This window comes from Bacillus sp. FSL R5-0659 (assembly GCF_038008785.1).
GTDB lineage: Bacteria > Bacillota > Bacilli > Bacillales > Bacillaceae > Bacillus > Bacillus safensis.
The window spans coordinates 2,983,841-3,001,135 of the sequence record NZ_JBBOZU010000001.1 but is presented as its reverse complement, the minus strand read 5'-3'; the positions used below and the strand labels follow the sequence as shown (position 1 = coordinate 3,001,135).

General features: G+C 44.1%; 16 protein-coding genes. 14 read left to right on the top strand and 2 right to left on the bottom strand.

The genetic code is table 11. The features are described 5' to 3' along the window. Nucleotide 1 precedes the first annotated feature (1 nt). The 9 genes from NSQ72_RS15530 (at nucleotide 2) to NSQ72_RS15490 (ending at nucleotide 9,022) form a co-directional block, all read left to right on the top strand. Nucleotides 2–595 (top strand): sugar transferase, encoded by a 594-nt coding sequence (locus tag NSQ72_RS15530; protein WP_039181552.1) that lies wholly within the window; start codon nucleotides 2–4, stop codon nucleotides 593–595. After that, a complete protein-coding gene (locus NSQ72_RS15525; protein ID WP_064498019.1) occupies nucleotides 558–1,247 on the top strand; it encodes an acetyltransferase in 690 nt (229 codons plus the stop codon). The genes NSQ72_RS15530 and NSQ72_RS15525 overlap by 38 nt, the downstream gene beginning before the upstream one ends. Then, the gene (locus NSQ72_RS15520; protein WP_064498020.1) at nucleotides 1,244–2,422 is read left to right on the top strand and encodes a DegT/DnrJ/EryC1/StrS family aminotransferase; all 1,179 of its coding nucleotides are present in this window, start codon (nucleotides 1,244–1,246) and stop codon (nucleotides 2,420–2,422) included. Before NSQ72_RS15525 ends, NSQ72_RS15520 begins: the two co-directional genes overlap by 4 nt. A gap of 149 nt (nucleotides 2,423–2,571) precedes the next feature. Then, nucleotides 2,572–4,194 (top strand): nickel ABC transporter substrate-binding protein, encoded by a 1,623-nt coding sequence (gene nikA, locus NSQ72_RS15515; RefSeq protein ID WP_064498021.1) that lies wholly within the window; start codon nucleotides 2,572–2,574, stop codon nucleotides 4,192–4,194. Nucleotides 4,195–4,212: 18 nt separating this feature from the next. After that, nucleotides 4,213–5,157, top strand: coding sequence for a nickel ABC transporter permease subunit NikB (nikB, locus tag NSQ72_RS15510; protein ID WP_327842133.1), 945 nt, complete (start codon nucleotides 4,213–4,215; stop codon nucleotides 5,155–5,157). Continuing rightward, a complete protein-coding gene (nikC, locus tag NSQ72_RS15505) occupies nucleotides 5,154–5,987 on the top strand; it encodes a nickel ABC transporter permease subunit NikC (RefSeq protein WP_039181542.1) in 834 nt (277 codons plus the stop codon). The genes nikB and nikC overlap by 4 nt, the downstream gene beginning before the upstream one ends. A gap of 4 nt (nucleotides 5,988–5,991) precedes the next feature. Further along, entirely contained in the window at nucleotides 5,992–6,807 is an 816-nt protein-coding gene (nikD, locus tag NSQ72_RS15500) for a nickel import ATP-binding protein NikD (RefSeq protein ID WP_181286097.1), read from the top strand. 13 nt (nucleotides 6,808–6,820) lie between these two features. Further along, the gene (gene nikE / locus NSQ72_RS15495; RefSeq protein WP_327842134.1) at nucleotides 6,821–7,636 is read left to right on the top strand and encodes a nickel import ATP-binding protein NikE; all 816 of its coding nucleotides are present in this window, start codon (nucleotides 6,821–6,823) and stop codon (nucleotides 7,634–7,636) included. 60 nt (nucleotides 7,637–7,696) lie between these two features. Next, nucleotides 7,697–9,022: an MATE family efflux transporter gene (locus tag NSQ72_RS15490; protein ID WP_327842135.1), complete on the top strand. Its 1,326-nt coding sequence runs from the start codon at nucleotides 7,697–7,699 to the stop codon at nucleotides 9,020–9,022. 21 nt (nucleotides 9,023–9,043) lie between these two features. Here the strand turns inward: NSQ72_RS15490 and yvfG are convergent, their stop codons facing one another. Continuing rightward, entirely contained in the window at nucleotides 9,044–9,259 is a 216-nt protein-coding gene (yvfG, locus tag NSQ72_RS15485) for a protein YvfG (RefSeq protein ID WP_024423509.1), read from the bottom strand. Nucleotides 9,260–9,329: 70 nt separating this feature from the next. On the opposite strand from yvfG, the gene rpoN reads away from it, so the two are divergent. Beyond that, a complete protein-coding gene (gene rpoN / locus NSQ72_RS15480; RefSeq protein WP_039181533.1) occupies nucleotides 9,330–10,628 on the top strand; it encodes an RNA polymerase factor sigma-54 in 1,299 nt (432 codons plus the stop codon). A 172-nt stretch (nucleotides 10,629–10,800) separates the two neighbouring features. Further along, nucleotides 10,801–11,538 (top strand): FadR/GntR family transcriptional regulator, encoded by a 738-nt coding sequence (locus NSQ72_RS15475; RefSeq protein ID WP_039181531.1) that lies wholly within the window; start codon nucleotides 10,801–10,803, stop codon nucleotides 11,536–11,538. A gap of 27 nt (nucleotides 11,539–11,565) precedes the next feature. Here the strand turns inward: NSQ72_RS15475 and NSQ72_RS15470 are convergent, their stop codons facing one another. Next, nucleotides 11,566–13,011 carry a sigma-54 interaction domain-containing protein gene (locus NSQ72_RS15470; RefSeq protein WP_059377570.1) on the bottom strand — a complete coding sequence of 482 codons (1,446 nt, stop codon included), beginning with the start codon at nucleotides 13,009–13,011 and terminating at the stop codon, nucleotides 11,566–11,568. Nucleotides 13,012–13,220: 209 nt separating this feature from the next. Here NSQ72_RS15470 and NSQ72_RS15465 point away from each other — a divergent pair, with 209 nt between their 5' ends. The 3 genes from NSQ72_RS15465 (at nucleotide 13,221) to NSQ72_RS15455 (ending at nucleotide 17,273) form a co-directional block, all read left to right on the top strand. Beyond that, nucleotides 13,221–14,414 carry an ornithine--oxo-acid transaminase gene (locus NSQ72_RS15465; RefSeq protein WP_039181526.1) on the top strand — a complete coding sequence of 398 codons (1,194 nt, stop codon included), beginning with the start codon at nucleotides 13,221–13,223 and terminating at the stop codon, nucleotides 14,412–14,414. Nucleotides 14,415–14,552: 138 nt separating this feature from the next. Beyond that, nucleotides 14,553–15,926, top strand: a complete 1,374-nt coding sequence (locus tag NSQ72_RS15460) for an amino acid permease (RefSeq protein ID WP_058837626.1) — start codon at nucleotides 14,553–14,555, stop codon at nucleotides 15,924–15,926. Between the two features lie 309 nt (nucleotides 15,927–16,235). Further along, nucleotides 16,236–17,273 carry a sugar-binding transcriptional regulator gene (locus NSQ72_RS15455; protein WP_039181517.1) on the top strand — a complete coding sequence of 346 codons (1,038 nt, stop codon included), beginning with the start codon at nucleotides 16,236–16,238 and terminating at the stop codon, nucleotides 17,271–17,273. Nucleotides 17,274–17,295: the final 22 nt, after the last annotated feature.

Here is a 17,295-nt window from a genome sequence, read left to right as displayed (position 1 = left end):
GATGAAAAGAATGATCGATGTGATGGTGGCATTGACGCTGCTCATCGCAGGCAGTCTTCTTTTTCTTCTCATCTATGGACTGATTAGATGGAAAATTGGAACGCCTGTGGTGTTTCGGCAGAAGCGGCCTGGTCTGTATGGCAGGCCTTTTATGCTCTATAAATTTCGGACAATGACCGATGAACGCGACGAACATGGGGAGCTGCTGCCAGATCATCTGCGTTTAACAAAAACCGGCGCCTTGATTCGAAAGCTTAGTCTTGATGAATTGCCGCAGCTTGTCAATGTACTCAAAGGAGAGCTCAGTCTCGTCGGGCCAAGACCGCTTTTGATGGAGTATTTGCCTATGTATACAGAGGAACAAGCAAGGCGTCATCTTGTGAAGCCCGGCATAACAGGATGGGCACAGGTGAACGGCCGAAACACGCTTTCTTGGGAGGAGAAATTCACCTATGACCTTTGGTATGTCGAGCATCAATCGTTTTGGCTCGATATGAAAATTCTATGGATGACCTTGCTGAAAGTCATGAAAACAGAGGGGGTGCAGCAGCCGGATCATGCCACAGCTGAAAAATTCAAAGGAACCGATATGTAAAAAGCAAACCATTGGTTTAATTGGGGCTGGAGGACATAGCAAAGTCATCCAAGATCTCATTTTTGCACATTCCGATTACTCATTATGTGCGGTGTTAGATGATCAATTTGAAGAGGTGGTCACTCAAAGCGGGATTTTGTATGGACCGATCTCCATGAGTGAGCAGCTGAGAAAGACCATGCCACATATGAAATGGCTGATTGCAATCGGGCAAAATGAGATCAGACTGCTCATGAAGGAACGCCTCTCATTTGAAAATACAGCGTACGCCACACTCATTCATCCAGAGGCGGTCATAAGTCCGTCAGCTGTCATTGGAAGGGGGACTGTCGTGATGGCAAGGGCAGTGGTACAAGCAGATGCAGCCATCGGTGAGCATGCGATTATGAATACAGGATCTATCGTGGAGCATGACTGCATACTCGAATCGTTTGTGCACCTGTCACCAGGCGCGGTTCTGACTGGCGGTGTTTCCGTGCGGGAGGGTGCACATATTGGGGCAGGTGCCGTCGTGACACCGGGTACAACGATTGGAAGCTGGACGGTCATTGGGGCTGGAGCGGCAGTGACAAGAGATATACATGATCAGAAGGTCGCGGTAGGAATTCCTGCAATGGAAATCAAAGATCGGAAAGAAGGTGGGAAGTCATGAAAGAAAGGAAGCGAATTTACTTATCTCCTCCGCATATGAGCGGAAAAGAGGATCTCAAAATAGAGGAAGCCTTCAAGAGCAACTGGATTGCGCCGCTTGGACCGCTTGTGAATGAATTTGAGCAGACAGTAGCGGACTATGCAGGAGTGAAGTCAGGAGCGGCTTTATCCTCAGGAACAGCGGCGATTCACCTTGCTTTAAAGCTGATAGGTGTACAAAAAGAAGACATTGTCTTTTGTTCCACCCTCACGTTTGTTGCAACGGCAAATCCGATTTTATATGAACAAGCGTCGCCCGTTTTTATTGATTCTGAAAGGGAGACGTGGAATATGTGCCCGCTCGCTTTAGAGAAAGCCTTTGTTGAATCAAAACGTCTTGGTAAAAAACCTCGCGCGGTCATTGTCGTCCATTTATATGGGCAAAGTGCAAAAATGGACGAGATCATGGCTCTGTGTGAAGCATATGATGTACCCGTCATTGAGGATGCGGCTGAATCGTTAGGTGCGCTGTATAAAGGAAGAAAAAGCGGCTCAATGGGCAGGTTCGGTATCTATTCTTTTAATGGAAATAAAATCATTACAACATCAGGGGGCGGAATGCTTGTGAGTGATGATGAAGCTGCGATTGAACGATGCCGCTTTCTTGCGTCACAGGCCAGAGAACAAGCCATGCACTATGAGCATCAAGAGATGGGCTACAACTATCGCATGAGCAACCTCTTAGCAGGGGTCGGGATTGCTCAAATGGAAGTGCTGGACGAGCGTGTTGATCAAAAGCGCCGCATTTTCCAGCGTTATCAGGACGCTTTATCAGAAGCGGAGGGTCTTCATTTGATGCCAGAATATCAAGAAACGAAATCCAACCGCTGGCTGACGGCATTGACCATTGATCGTGATACAAAATTGTCTCCAGCAGATATCATTCTTGCTTTAGAAAAAGAACAAATCGAAGCAAGGCATGTATGGAAGCCGCTGCACCAGCAGCCGCTCTTTCGCCATTGCCCTTTTTATACTGCGGAAAAAGGGACGCCTGTATCCGAGCTGTTATTTGAGAGGGGGCTTTGTCTCCCGTCTGGAACGAGCATGACAGATGCAGATCAGGAGCGTATCATCCATATACTTCATGACATGCTGCGAGAAAAAACATTTACCTCTTCACAGGCTGCTCATTCGTAAGCAGCCTGCCTCTCTTTCTATCAAATTCCTCAATTTGTGGAATAATTAGGAATAAGTATTGTCATGTCGTTTCAAATATGATATTGACAAGGGCTCCCTTCCTCCTTAAAATGAAAATGATTATCAGCATCAATTAGGAGGAGCAACTTATGACTATTTGGAATAATTTTCCGAAAATTAAAATAAATACTGTGTTACCCTTCCTGCTTATTCTCTTTTTATTAGTAGGATGCTCTCAAACAAACAATGGAGCGGATGGAAACAAGGATCACCCTGACATGATCACTATGGCGTGGCCAAGAGATATTGGTGAAATGAATCCACACGTATACAACCCATCACAATTGTTTGCACAATCAATGATTTATGAGCCGTTGGTGAGCTATCAAAAGAATGGAAAGCTGAAACCAGAATTAGCGAAATCATGGGATGTTTCAAAGGATGGCAAGGTGTATACGTTCCATTTAAGAGACGGAGTAACATTCTCAGATGGCTCTGAATTTAATGCGGATATTGTTAAAAAGAACTTTGATACGATTTTAAAAAATAAAGATTTACATAGCTGGTTAGGTGTCATTAAGAAAATCAAAAAGACAGAAGCCGTTGATAAAAAGACATTTAAACTCACATTAACAGCACCATATTATCCAACTGTTCAAGAATTAGCCGTTGTTCGTCCAGTTCGTTTCTTAGGTGAAGCAGGCTTCCCTAAAAATGGAGATACGTCAAAAGGAATTGAAAAACCAGTGGGGACAGGCCCTTGGGTTTTAAAAACATATAAGAAAGATGATTATGCTATTTTCGAACGAAACGATCATTATTGGGGAGAAAAACCAAAGGTAAAAGAAATCAAGGTAAAGGTTATCCCAGATGCGGAAACGAGAGTCATGGCATTTGAAAAAGGTGATGTGGATCTACTTTACGGAGAAGGAACCATTAGCCTTGATTCCTACAAACAGCTAGAGGCAAGCGGCAAGTATGAAACGAAAATGTCAGAGCCTGTTGCAACGAGACAGCTTGTCATGAACACAAAAGTGGATCAGCTGTCAGATGAGAAAGTGCGTCATGCCCTTCAATATGCCTTCAATAAAAAATCAATGGTAGAAGGGGTCACCTCTGGTTTAGAGGATGAAGCAGATCACATCTTACCGACAAACATGCCGTATACGTCAAACATTCAGGTGAAGTCTTTCAAATATGATGTGGATAAAGCCAAAGCATTGCTGGATGAAGCGGGCTGGACACTTCCAAAAGGAAAATCCGTTCGTGAAAAAGATGGGAAAAAGCTTGAGTTCAGCATGATGTATGATTCAGCAGAATCGATTCAAAAAGCGATGGCAGAAACGCTGCAAGCAGAATGGGCAGCCGTTGGTGTCGGCGTCAAGCTTGAGGGTGTGGATTTAGCCACACAGGTTCAGCGCTTTAAAGCCAATAAGTTTGATATGAACTTCTTTAGCAACTACGGAGCGCCGTATGATCCGCATACGTTTATGAACGTTCTCTCATCAGATGGATTTGGATTCAAAGAAGCCATTTCAGCCTACCCAAATAAGGAAAAGCTGATCAAAGAAATGACGGAAATTCCATCAACAACAAATGAAAAGAAACGTAAAGCACTGTATTCGTCTGTCTTATCCTCTTTACAGGATCAAGGGGCAATTGTGCCAATCTCTTATTTTAAAAAGACAGCCGTTTATCAAAAAGCTGTGAAAGACTTTGAATTCCCTGCGAATCGTGATGAACAACCTTTCACAGGCATTAAGCTGAAGTAACAGAAGGAAGGTAAGGAAATGGGCCGCTATATCGTCAAACGATTGCTATCAATTATTCCTGTATTTTTATTAGCCACACTGCTCACAACTGGTATGATTCACCTTTCGCCAGTTGACCCGGCTGAGGCATATTTAGCAGCGGCTCATATCCAACCTACGGATGAAATATTAGCGCAAAAACGAAGTGAATTCGGCTTAGATGAGCCATTTTATATGCAGTATCTTCATACCATTGAAAAAGTCATTCATCTTGATTTCGGCCGGTCGTATATGTCCAATCAGCCTGTCGTTGATGAGGTGATGTATCGAATACCGGCAACGATTCAATTGGCACTGACCAGTCTGCTGATCGCTATTTGTGTCAGCATTCCGCTCGGCTTTTTCAGCGGCATGAGGAAAAATGGTGCCGTTGATCATGTGAGCCGGCTCATTTCTTTCTTAGGAGCATCTATCCCGACGTTTGTCTTGGGGTATTTGCTCATCTTCTTTTTTTCAGTGAATCTTGACCTCTTACCCGTTGAAGGGATCGGCACATGGGAGCATCTCATTCTGCCGTCGATCACACTGGCAGTCCCTTTAATTGCTACGTATACAAGGCTTTTACGGTCAAGTGTGAGTGAGGCGCTTCAAGAACCTTTCGTTCAATATGCGAGAATGAGAGGATTGAAGGAACAATCGATCATGTTCAAGCATGTGTTCAGAATTGCGATATCGCCGATGTTGACCGGACTTGGGGTGAACCTCGGCAAGCTGTTAACCGGAACCATTATTGTAGAGGCCGTTTTCTCATGGCCAGGGTTTGGCCGATTTTTTATTGAAGCGATCTTTAACAGGGATCTGCCAGTCATTCAATTTTATGTCCTCATGTCAGCCTGTATTTTTATCTTGAGCAGCTTGATGGTTGACTTGATTCAATTGATCATTGACCCTCGTATTTCTAGAAAGGAAGGCCGCCAGCAATGATGACAAAAGTAAAACATCTCTTCTCTCATCAAAAGATGATCTCGATCTGCGCCCTGCTGCTCGGTCTCCTGCTGATTGTGACAATATGTGCGCCATGGATCGCTCCGCATGATCCGGCAGCTGTTAATCTAGCGATGAAGCTAAAGGGATCTTCGTGGGAGTATCCTCTTGGAACAGATCAATTAGGGCGGTGCAATTTATCTCGTATTTTATATGGTGCGCGTGTTTCGCTTGGCTGTGCGTTATTAATCTTTCTTTCTTCGTTATTCATTGGTTTAATTGTCGGCCTGTTTTCAGGATACAAAGGCGGCTGGATTGATCATGTTTTGATGAGAATCTGTGACGGTGTCATGGCATTTCCAAACCTGGTGCTGATCCTTGGATTAGTCGGCATTTTCGGTCCGGGACTTTCTCAAGTCGTACTTGCCTTGATGCTTGTGCAATGGGTGTATTATGCCCGCGTCTTCCGAGGAATGGTGCTCAGTTTAAAAGAACAGAACTTTATTGCAGCTGCAAAAATCAGTGGGACCTCGCACTGGAACATCATGAGAAAGCATATGATTCCCAATGTCCTGCCGCCATTAGCAGTCATTGGAACACTCGAAATGGGCTGGGCGATTATGGACATTTCTGCGATGTCTTTCCTCGGATTAGGGGTTCAGCCTCCTATGCCTGAATGGGGAGCAATGATTCATGAAGGGAAATCGTATATTCAAACGAATCCTCAATTGATGCTGTACCCGGGTCTTGTGATCATGACTGTGGTGATTCTGTTTAATTTACTAGGAGAAGCCCTTTCAGAGAAATATGGTATCAAACGCCGTGTGTAAAGGAATGATCAATGTGCAAGAGCCCATTTTAAAAATAGAGAACCTGCATGTGCATACGAAAACACCTCAAGGGACAACTCCTCTTATTCAAGAAGTATCGTTTGAAGTAGAGCGCGGTCAAATCCTTGGATTAATTGGTGAGAGCGGCTGCGGGAAAACAGTGACAAGTATGTCGATCTTACGTATGCTTGATCGAAAAACAACTGAAGTCACTGGCAGTATCACATTACAGGGACGAGAATTGATCGGTATAAGTGAAAAGAATATGCGGTCCATTCGAGGCAAAGACATCTCATATATTATGCAAAATCCAATGAACAGCTTTACGCCGGTATGGACAATCGGCCATCAGCTGGTTGAAACCATCCGCCGGCATACTGCTGTTAGTAAAAAGCAGGCACGAGCACAGGCAATAGATGCATTAGCACAAATGAATCTGCCGCAGCCAGACGAACTGTTCAACAAATACCCCTTTGAATTAAGCGGAGGGATGCTGCAGCGTGTCATGATCGCCATGGCTGCCTGTATGCACCCGCCCCTCATCATTGCAGATGAGCCGACAACTGCTTTAGATGTACACAATCAGAAACGGGTGCTTCAGCATCTGAACCAAATTCGTCATGACTATGGAACGGCCATTTTACTCATTACCCACGATCTTGGTGTCATTGCTGAAATGGCAGATCAAGTTGTCGTCATGAAACAAGGAGAAATTGTGGAAAAGGCAGGAGTTCTTGAACTTTTTGAACAACCAAAGCATGATTATACAAAAAAACTACTAGCAGCTCGTCCATCCATCCCAGCTGTTTGCCCGATTTGAGGTGAGAAGGCCCTTGCATTTATTAGAAGTAAAAGCAGTCAGTCATGCATACAACAGCCGGTCGTTTCTAATAAGAAATAAAGGCGCAGCCCCTGTCCTGAAAAGCGTCGATTTGAACATTGAAGAAGGCACATGCCTTGGGCTGCTGGGACAAAGCGGCGCAGGGAAAAGTACACTTGGCCGCATCATACTTGGTTTAGAGAAACCAAGAGCTGGACAGGTTCTTTTTGAAGGTCAGGATGTCTATCGTGCAGATCAGCAAACACGTAAGCATTTTCGCAGGCATGTGCAAGCGGTATTTCAGGATTCCTATTCGGCGGTTAATCCAAGATGGACAGTTGAACAAATTTTATCTGAACCGCTTGAAAACTATGAAACCATGAGCCGAAAGGAACGTAAAAACGTGCTGATTCACTGGCTTGAAAGAGTCGGGCTCGGTGAAAAGGATTTGTCTAAATATCCGCACCAATTCAGCGGCGGCCAGCTGCAAAGGATCAACATCGCTAGAGCCTTATTGCTGCAGCCAAAGCTTATTGTACTTGATGAATCTGTGAGCAGCTTAGATATGGTTACCCAGACGGTCATTTTAGATTTATTAGCAGAATTAAAGAAGGAGCTGGGTGTGTCTTACTTATTTATTACACATGATATGACAGCAGCCTATCACTTAAGTGATCAATTGGCGATTCTTGATCAAGGCGAGCTTGTGGCCCAATTTCAATCAAAGGATGAATTCTTTTCATCAGAAGAGGAAGCGGTGCGGAAAATGAGAGATGCAATGCTTGCAGACCATCCTTTGTCAAGAACGATTGGCAGACCGGTTCGGTAAAGCTTTATTATCAACGCCTCTTGTAGAAGAGGCTATTTTTCATGAAAGGCAGGTGGCGTCGTGAACCATCGAGCGTATTTAGCTTTGGCCATTCCTTTAACGATTTCAACGATGACCACTCCTTTACTTGGAGCTGTTGATACAGCGGTTGTCGGTCAGCTCGCAAATCCTGCTTATATTGGAGGCGTTGCGGTCGGCAGTCTCATTTTCAGTACATTATATTGGCTGTTTGGTTTTTTGCGGGTAAGTACATCTGCTTTTGCTGCTCAGGCAAACGGGGCGCAGAATGAGGAGCAGGGTGTTCTTGCTTTTCTAAGACCTTTTTTCGTCGCCATCATCGTCGGACTTTGTTTTATTGCCCTGCAATGGCCAATTATTCAATCTGCTTTTCTAGTGATCTCTCCTGATGCTGATGTCCGTCAATTTGCCGCAGACTATTTTCATATTCGCATTTGGGGAGCGCCATTTACTTTAATGAATTATGTCATATTGGGCTGGCTGATGGGGATGGCAAAAATGAAAGAAGCCCTTACTTTACAAATCTTGATCAATGTCATGAATATGGCGCTTGCATTTCTGCTTGTTCATGTGTTTTCGTTTGCGGTCAAAGGAGTTGCGGCTGCGACATTGATGTCTGAACTAACCGCTTTTGTGTTAGGGGCATGGATCATCATGAAGCATTCGTCAAACGGTTTCCAGATGCCTTCCATTAAGAAGATCATGGATACACAGGCAGTGCAGAAAATGTTTCATGTAAATAAAGATTTGTTTATCCGGACGATCTGTCTGCTAGTGGTCATCAACATGTTTACGGCAAAAGGGGCTTCTTTTGGTACGGAGCTGCTGGCAGCTAATGCTATCTTATTTCAAATTCACTACATCATGGCTTATTTGTTCGATGGTTTTGCCAATGCGTCCAGCATCCTTGTTGGGCGGTCAGTTGGTGCAAATGACCGTTCTCTTTATGAAAAAACTTTAACCCTTTCAAGGCAGTGGGCACTTGTTATGGCATGTGTCATTGCGGCGGTTTATTTTCTATTAAAAGAGCCGATATTGAGCCTGTTTACAAATCTCCCTCAGCTGCTTGACGTGACATTACGCTATGCGGACTGGCTTGTACTTTATCCGTTTGCGGCTTGTTTCGGTTTGGTCATTTACGGCGTATTTACAGGTGCGACAGAAATTGCCCCTGTTAGAAATTCGATGCTGTTTGCAATGATTTTGTTTATCGTCGTTCAAACCGTGGTCACGCCCATTTGGCACAATCATGGCCTATGGTTTGCCTTTATTATCTATACTGTAGGGCGGTCTGGCTTTTTAATGATGTATAAATCGAGGCTGGATCAGAAGCTTTTTGCATATGATAAACACCCTTTGTCATCTTGACAAAAGGGTGTTCTTTTTCGTTCATTCGCTTTCTTTTTTCACCTTTTGATAGGCTTCATCAAGATGCTGAATTCGCTTCAATACAACCGCATTTTTGGTCAGCTGGTCTTGAACAAGCGTTGACACCACTGAGCGGTAATAGGCATTCATCGCATGAACTTTGTCTTCATTTTGGTTCATGGCGATGTGCTGTTTCAAGTTGTCGACAAAGTATGGAACGGAAAAAAGTTCAGACATAGAAATCACTCCTATTTCGTATATACGGTCCGTCAATCTTCATGTAAAATGATGAGAGGGAGGGGAGACAATGAGCCTTAAACTGCAACAAGAACAGGTATTAAAGCAGGTGCTCACACAAGAACTCAGGCAGGCCATTACGCTGCTGCAGCTGAATTGCGCAGAGCTCGGCGAGTATCTTGACCAGTTAGCGCTTGAGAACCCTCTGATTGAGCGGAAAGACACGGACAGCTATCAACCAGTTTATCATAAAAAATCACAAGAACGAATGACAGAGCCGTATCGAACGCATCAAAAAGAAAGCCTGCAAATGTTTTTAAAAAGACAGGCGATTGATTTGAATTTAAGTGAAAAGAATCAAAGAATCTTTCATTTTATGATTGAGTCCATTGATTCCAATGGCTATCTAAATGAACCGATCGACGCAATGGCAGCTGTCTTAAAGGTGCCAGCTGAAGAAGTAGAAGCCATCCTTCATCAGCTGCAATCACTAGAGCCTGCCGGGATTGGCGCAAGATCATTGCAGGAATGCATTCTCCTTCAGCTGCGAAGAAAAAAGGAGCGCTGGTATGAAGCTGAGCTGATCATCGAAGAGCATTTCTTTCTTTTTGCCAGAAAGGCTTGGAAGGAAATTGCGGCGAAAACAGGTGTTTCAATGAAAACACTCCAAGCGGTACAAGATGAAGTGTCTCAGCTTGAACCAAGACCAGGCCTTCATTTCTCATCTGATGAAGAGCATGTGTATATCGAGCCTGATGTGACGATTACTGTGGTGCAGGATCACATCACATTTGAGCTAAATCAGCGCGCTTTTCCAGACGTTGAAATGAATGAAGGCTACTTCGCCATGATTCAAGACCAAAAGCGGCACGAAGCATACACGTATTTAAAGGAAAAAGAGCAGCAGTACAATTGGCTTGTCCAAGCGCTGAGGCAAAGAAAGCAAACGATGACTCATGTCGTTCGAGAGATTATCTCACATCAGACGGATTTTTTCCTAACAGGGAAACATAAAATGAAACCGCTTACTATGAAGCGGATCGCAGATATACTGCAAGTCCATGAGTCAACAGTCAGCCGTACTGTAAAAGGGAAAATGGTGCAAACCCCTTATGGTCTCATGGAAATGAAACAATTTTTCCAAGCAAAATTAGAAGGGCATTCGCTAGAAGAGGCGTCCAGCTACACAGTCAAAACGCATATTGCAGAGCTCATTCAAACGGAAAATAAGAAAAAGCCGTATTCAGATCAGCAAATCATGACGCTGCTTCAGCAAACCTTTGGCATCCGCGTGTCGCGCAGAACCATTGCAAAATATCGCGAACAAATGAATCTCCCAGCCTCAACGCTGAGGAAGCGCTACGATTAAAAAGAAGTACTTGCCAGAACATGGCACGTGCTTCTTTTTTTGTTGAAAGCAAGGCAGCCCGAAGATTTCTTGAAAATTAAAGAGGGGAGACGTGTGATCTGAAATTTTGGGGTAAAGTATAAGATAGGGCATGAGCCGATAGGGATAGACAACAGTGATGAGGTGAGACCAATTGAAATATAAACAAATCAAAACGAAAAAAATATATGAAGAAATTGCGGATGCATTAATTGAATCCATTCGTACAGGTGAGCTTCTTCCAGGGGAAAAATTAGATTCGGTTCAAGCGCTCTCAGAAAGCTTTCAAGTCAGCCGTTCCGCTGTAAGAGAGGCACTGTCTGCTCTTAAAGCGATCGGATTAATAGAGATGAAACAAGGGGAAGGCACGTATGTGAAGCAGTTCGATCCTGAGCAGCTCACATTTAGTCTGTCTCCTGCATTTTTAATGAAGCAGCATGATATCACGCAACTCCTTGAATTAAGAACCATTATTGAGACGGGTGCTGTCAAAAAGGCAGCGCTTTTGCGAACGGACGATGACCTTCATCAGCTGCGTGAGGCACTCGAACAAATGAAACTAGCAGAAGCGCATAAAGAAATTGGTGAAGAGGCAGACCTCTCCTTCCATCTCGCTTTAGCCAAAGCCTCAAAGAATGATTTATTAAAGGCGTTAATGAATCAGGTCTCCACCTTGCTGGTAGAAACAATGCGGGAAACGAGAAAAGTCGTCTTGTTTTCAAAGAAAGCCTCCATTCGGCAGCTTTACAAAGAACATGAACACATTTACAAAGCTGTTATGGCAAGACAGCCAGAAGAAGCAGAAAGGGCGATGCTCACGCATTTAAAAAATGTAGAAAAACTGCTGAGTGATGTGAGTCAAGAACCGGCAGGACAGTCAGAACCACAGTAAGCTGTGCCGAATGAGGGCACAGCTCTATTATGAACGAGAAATATGCAGTTTCTTCATGCGATATTGCAGACTTTGCCTGCTCATGCCCAATATCTTTGCAGTCTGTGAAATATTATCGTCCATTTTTTCTAAGTAATGGACGATGTATTGTTTTTCGAATCGTTCCATCTGGGTTTGAAAATCAGTCGTATGTTCTGGGCTTGTATAAATAAACGTGTCAGCTGCTGCGGTATGCTGCAAAGGATTCGTCTGTAATTGCGCTGCAGGACGGCTTTCCCTATGTTGTTTAAATCTAAAATGATATGGAAGGTGATGCATGCTTAAGTAATCCTCATCCATCATCATATTCATCCCCGCTTCAATCACATGCTCCAGTTCCCGTACATTCCCCGGCCAATCATACGCTTGAAAAAGGGCTAGTACCTCTTCATCAGCCGCCTTCACCTCCATTTGAAACAGCTCATTATATTTTTGAATAAAATGACTGACAAACGTAGGAATATCTTCTTTTCGCTCAGAAAGCGGCGGAATAAATAAGGTGACAATACCTAGCCGATAAAATAAATCCTTGCGCATGCGTCCGCCTGCGATCGCATCAACAGGGTCCTCATTCATATTAGCAATGACTCTTACATCAACAGCGATTTCTTTTGTGCTGCCTAACCTTCTCACCCGCTTCTCCTGTAATACGCGCAGCAGTTTTGCTTGAAGACCAGGATTTAATGAGTTGATCTCATCAAGCAGAAGTGTACCACCCTGCGCCTGTTCAAATAAACCGGGCTGATCAGTTGCGCCGGTAAAAGCCCCTTTTTGTGTGCCAAAGAGCAGACTTTCAATGAGATTATCAGGCAGTGCCGCGCAATTCTGGGTAATAAATGGTCCAGATGACCGGCTGCTGCCGTTATGAATGCTTTGAGCAAATAGTTCTTTTCCTGTTCCTGTTTCTCCTACAATGAGCACATAGGAAGAGGTGCGTGTTGCTCGTTTTGCATGCTCAATCACCTCTAAAAACGCAGGGCTTTGTCCAATAATGGAATCAAAGGTAAAGCGTGTGCTTCCTTTTTTCTTCATATTGTGGTGAATCAGCCGTTCCAGCTTGGTCACATCATTCGAAATTTCAACCGCTCCTTGGATGAGGCCATCTCGAACGAGCGGGTATGTATGATTAATCGTTGTGATTTCTTTTCCATTGTAATTATGATACGTCTGCTTTGCATGAACGGTTTGTTTCCCAGTGCGCAGCGCTTGGACGAGCGTACTGTGCATTTCGTCTTGGAAGACGAAGAGGTCTAATACATTTTTATGGAGAACATCAGAGCGTTTCAAAGACTCAATCTCCATCATTTTTTTATTATAAACAACAGTATTGCCATTCTCGTCAATTGCATGAACCCCGACATCTATTAAATCGAGCATTTGCTTATACAGATCAATCTCATTTGCCAGCTTTGCAGTATACGAATCTTCTTTCATTGCGGCACCTCCAGACGTTACCTCTATTTTACATGAAAAATTTTGCGGTTTCCTCTAAAAAAATTTGCAGGTGCAAATATATTTTGCATGAATAGCCTTTACAATCAGCGCCATGATGCAGGCAGAAAGTTGGCACGATCCTTGCATATCATATGTGTGTAGATGAACCTAATTTAAAAAAGGCTAGCTTATAGAAGGAGGAATAGACGATGACACAGACAAATGAATTGATTCAACAAACGGAACAATACGGTGCGGCAAACTATCATCCGCTGCCAATTGTGATTTCAGAGGCTGAAGGAGTTTGGGTGACAGACCCTGAAGGCAATCGATATATGGATATGCTGAGTGCGTATTCCGCAGTGAACCAAGGCCATCGCCATCCCCGCATTATTGAGGCGCTCAAAAAACAGGCAGACCGTGTGACACTGACTTCAAGAGCTTTTCACAATGATCAGCTTGGACCATGGTATGAGAAAATTTGTCAACTGACGAATAAAGAGATGGCACTCCCTATGAATACTGGAGCTGAGGCTGTAGAAACAGCTGTAAAAGCAGCACGACGCTGGGGCTATGACGTCAAGGGAATCGAAGACAATCGCGCAGAAATCATTGCGTGCGTCGGAAATTTCCATGGCAGAACAATGACGGCTGTTTCCCTTTCTTCTGAAGCAGAATATCAAAGAGGTTTCGGTCCAATGCTTCCAGGCATCAAACTGATTCCTTACGGAGATATTGAAGCGTTACGTGAAGCCATCACACCACAAACAGCGGCTTTTCTGATTGAGCCTATTCAAGGGGAAGCGGGAATTGTCATGCCGCCAGAGGGCTTCTTGAAGGAAGCGAAGGCGCTTTGTGAACAGGAACATGTGCTGTTCATTGCAGATGAAATTCAGGTCGGATTAGCGCGAACAGGCAAGATGTTTGCATGCGACTGGGAAGACATTGAGCCAGATATGCTGATTCTTGGGAAAGCTTTAGGCGGCGGTGTATTCCCAATCTCGTGTGTAGTAGCAAACCGCGATATATTAGGCGTGTTTAACCCCGGGTCTCACGGCTCTACCTTTGGCGGCAATCCTCTTGCGTGTGCGGTGTCGCTGGCTGCACTAGATGTCTTAATCGACGAAAACCTTGCAGCGCGTTCTATGGAGCTTGGCGAATACTTAAAAGACAAACTGTCTCGCATTCAAAGTCCTGTTATCAAGGAAGTGCGCGGCCGCGGATTATTTATCGGCATGGAGCTGACAGAGGCTGCGAGACCTTATTGTGAGAAGCTGAAACAAGCAGGACTGTTATGTAAGGAAACCCATGAGACCGTCATCCGCTTTGCACCGCCTCTCACTATTTCTAAAGAAGATTTAGACTGGGCGATTGGTCATATTGAAGCATTATTTCAAGCATAAATGTCAAAGGGGGAGAACCATCACTTTCTCCCTTTCTCTTTCCACGAACAGCGAATTTTGTCAAAGGATGATGAATAGAAGAGTGAAAGTGGGGAAGCGGATTTGAAGCAAGAACAGCATAATGAACTAGAACGTTCCATGAAAAGCAGGCATCTCTTTATGATTGCCTTAGGCGGCGTCATTGGTACTGGTCTTTTCCTTGGATCAGGACTCATTATCCATCAGGCTGGACCCGGGGGAGCCATTCTCTCCTTTATCATTGGCGGATTGTTAATGTATTTGGTGATGCTCTGTCTTGGAGAATTAGCAGTGGCGATGCCGACAGCGGGTTCCTTTCAAGAGTATGCAACCAAATATATAGGCCCGTCCACAGGCTTTATGATCGGCTGGCTTTATTGGTTTAGTTGGGCATGTACAATTGGACTGGAGTTTACGTCAGCAGGCATTTTGCTCCAAAGGTGGTTCCCAGATATCCCTGTTTGGCTGTGGTGTCTTGCATTTAGTGTGATTTTATTTGCCGTGAATGCCATCTCAGCTCGCAGCTTCGCTGAAACCGAGTTTTGGTTTTCAGCCATTAAGGTCGCTGCCATCCTATTATTTATTATCATTGGAATTGGCGCAATTTTCGGAATGATTCATCTGAAAGATGGAGAACCAGCCCCTCTATTTCGTCATTTGACGGATCATGGCGGACTATTTCCTAACGGTGTTTTTGCTATTTTATTAACCATGGTCACGGTCAATTTCTCCTTTCAAGGAACAGAACTTGTAGGGATTGCCGCAGGAGAGAGTGAAAGCCCTGAAAAAACATTGCCGCGATCTATACGAAATATTATTTGGAGAACGATGGTCTTCTTCGTTTTATCCATTGCGGTTCTGGCCGCTCTTCTTCCGTGGCAGACAGCAGGCACCGTCGACAGTCCGTTTGTCGTCGTGCTGGACAAGGTCGGCATACCATATGCTGCAGATATCATGAATTTTATCATCATCACAGCCGTCTTATCTGTAGCAAACTCTGGGTTATATGCATCATCACGTATGCTCTGGGCGCTCTCGAAAGACGGAAAAGGACCCAACTTTACGAAAAAACTGTCCAAGCGTAAAATTCCGATCAATGCATTATTGGTGACAATGGGTGTATCTGCACTATCTCTGCTTACAAGTGTTGTAGCACCAAAAACGGTGTATGTGTGGCTCATTTCGATTTCTGGTATGGTCCTTGTTGTGGTGTGGATGTCCATTTGCTTGTCTCAGTATTTCTTTAGAAAACAATTCATAAAGGAGGGCGGAGATGTAAAGGATCTCGTCTTCCGAACACCGCTCTATCCATTTGTTCCATTAGCAGGCTTTATCGCATTTGGCATCGTCCTCATCAGCTTATTTTTTATCGAGGATCAGCGGATCGGCCTTTATTGCGGAATCCCGTTCATGGCCGCCTGCTACATCATTTATTATCTTAAAATCAAACCGAAGGAAGAGGCAAAACAGTTTGGAACCATCACAAAAACATAAGCAGGTCCTGAAAAAAATGTGCATGCTGATATCACCAGCATGCACATTTTCAATCGTGTATTCATTCTATATAAAGGGAAATAAATATTTTGAAAAGAAATATCATCGCAAGAACCTTGATGACAAGCAGGCTTTCGGTGAAAATGTGTCTATTTTTTGTCTAAATGTGTTTCTAAGAGTTGAAAATGCAAGATTATCCTGTTAAAATAATTAAAGAAAGCAGGGATTGATTTTTTTTGGCTGTGGCGGGACGTTTTTTGTCACAGTGGGACGTTTTTAGTCCAACGTGAAAAGAAAGGGTCGTTAGCCATGAATCGTTTATTGGAAGCTCAAAAAAAATTATTGCCAGATCTTCTCATTGTTATGCAAAAACGCTACGACATTTTGCAGTACATCAGATTAGCTGAACCAATTGGCCGCAGAAGTCTTGCGACGAGTCTTGGTCTCAGTGAGCGCATCTTACGTGCTGAAGTTCAGTTTCTAAAAGAACAAAATCTGCTGGATGTCAAAACGAGCGGCATGATGCTGACGAGTGAGGGTCACGCTTTGCTTGAAATGCTTGAAGGAATGATGAAGGACGTTTTAGGTTTAACCTTTTTGGAAAATACACTAAAGAGAAAGTTAGGCCTGGAAGAAGTCATTATCGTTTCTGGTGACAGTGACGAATCCCCGTGGGTGAAGCAAGAAATGGGAAGAGCTGCTGTCCAATGTATGAAAAAAAGGTTTACTGGAAATAATATCGTCGCCGTCACTGGCGGAACGACGATGGAAGCCGTTGCCGAAATGATGACCCCTGATGCCAAAAACCGCGATATGATGTTTGTCCCTGCGAGAGGCGGTCTTGGGGAGAATGTAAAAAATCAGGCAAACACCATTTGTGCCCACATGGCTGAAAAAGCTTCCGGTACTTACAAACTGCTGTTTGTTCCAGGACAGCTGTCAGAAGGTGCTTACTCTTCCATTATTGAAGAGCCGTCCGTCAAAGAAGTGCTTCAAACGATTAAATCGTCCACGATGCTCATTCATGGTATTGGTGAAGCAAAAACAATGGCGATGAGACGAAATACACCAGCTGAAGATTTAAAAAAGATTGATGAGCATGACGCAGTGACAGAGGCCTTTGGCTATTACTTTAATCGTGATGGTGAGGTCGTACACAAAGTGCACTCCGTCGGCATGCAGCTAGATGATCTAGAAAGCATTCCACACATCATTGCTGTTGCAGGTGGATCATCAAAGGCGGGGGCGATTGAAGCTTATTTCAAAAAACCACGCCGAACGGTTCTCGTCACAGACGAAGGAGCCGCAAAAGAGTTATTAAGGGAGTCAATTGATCCCTCAATATAAAACATTGTGACCTATAAAAGGA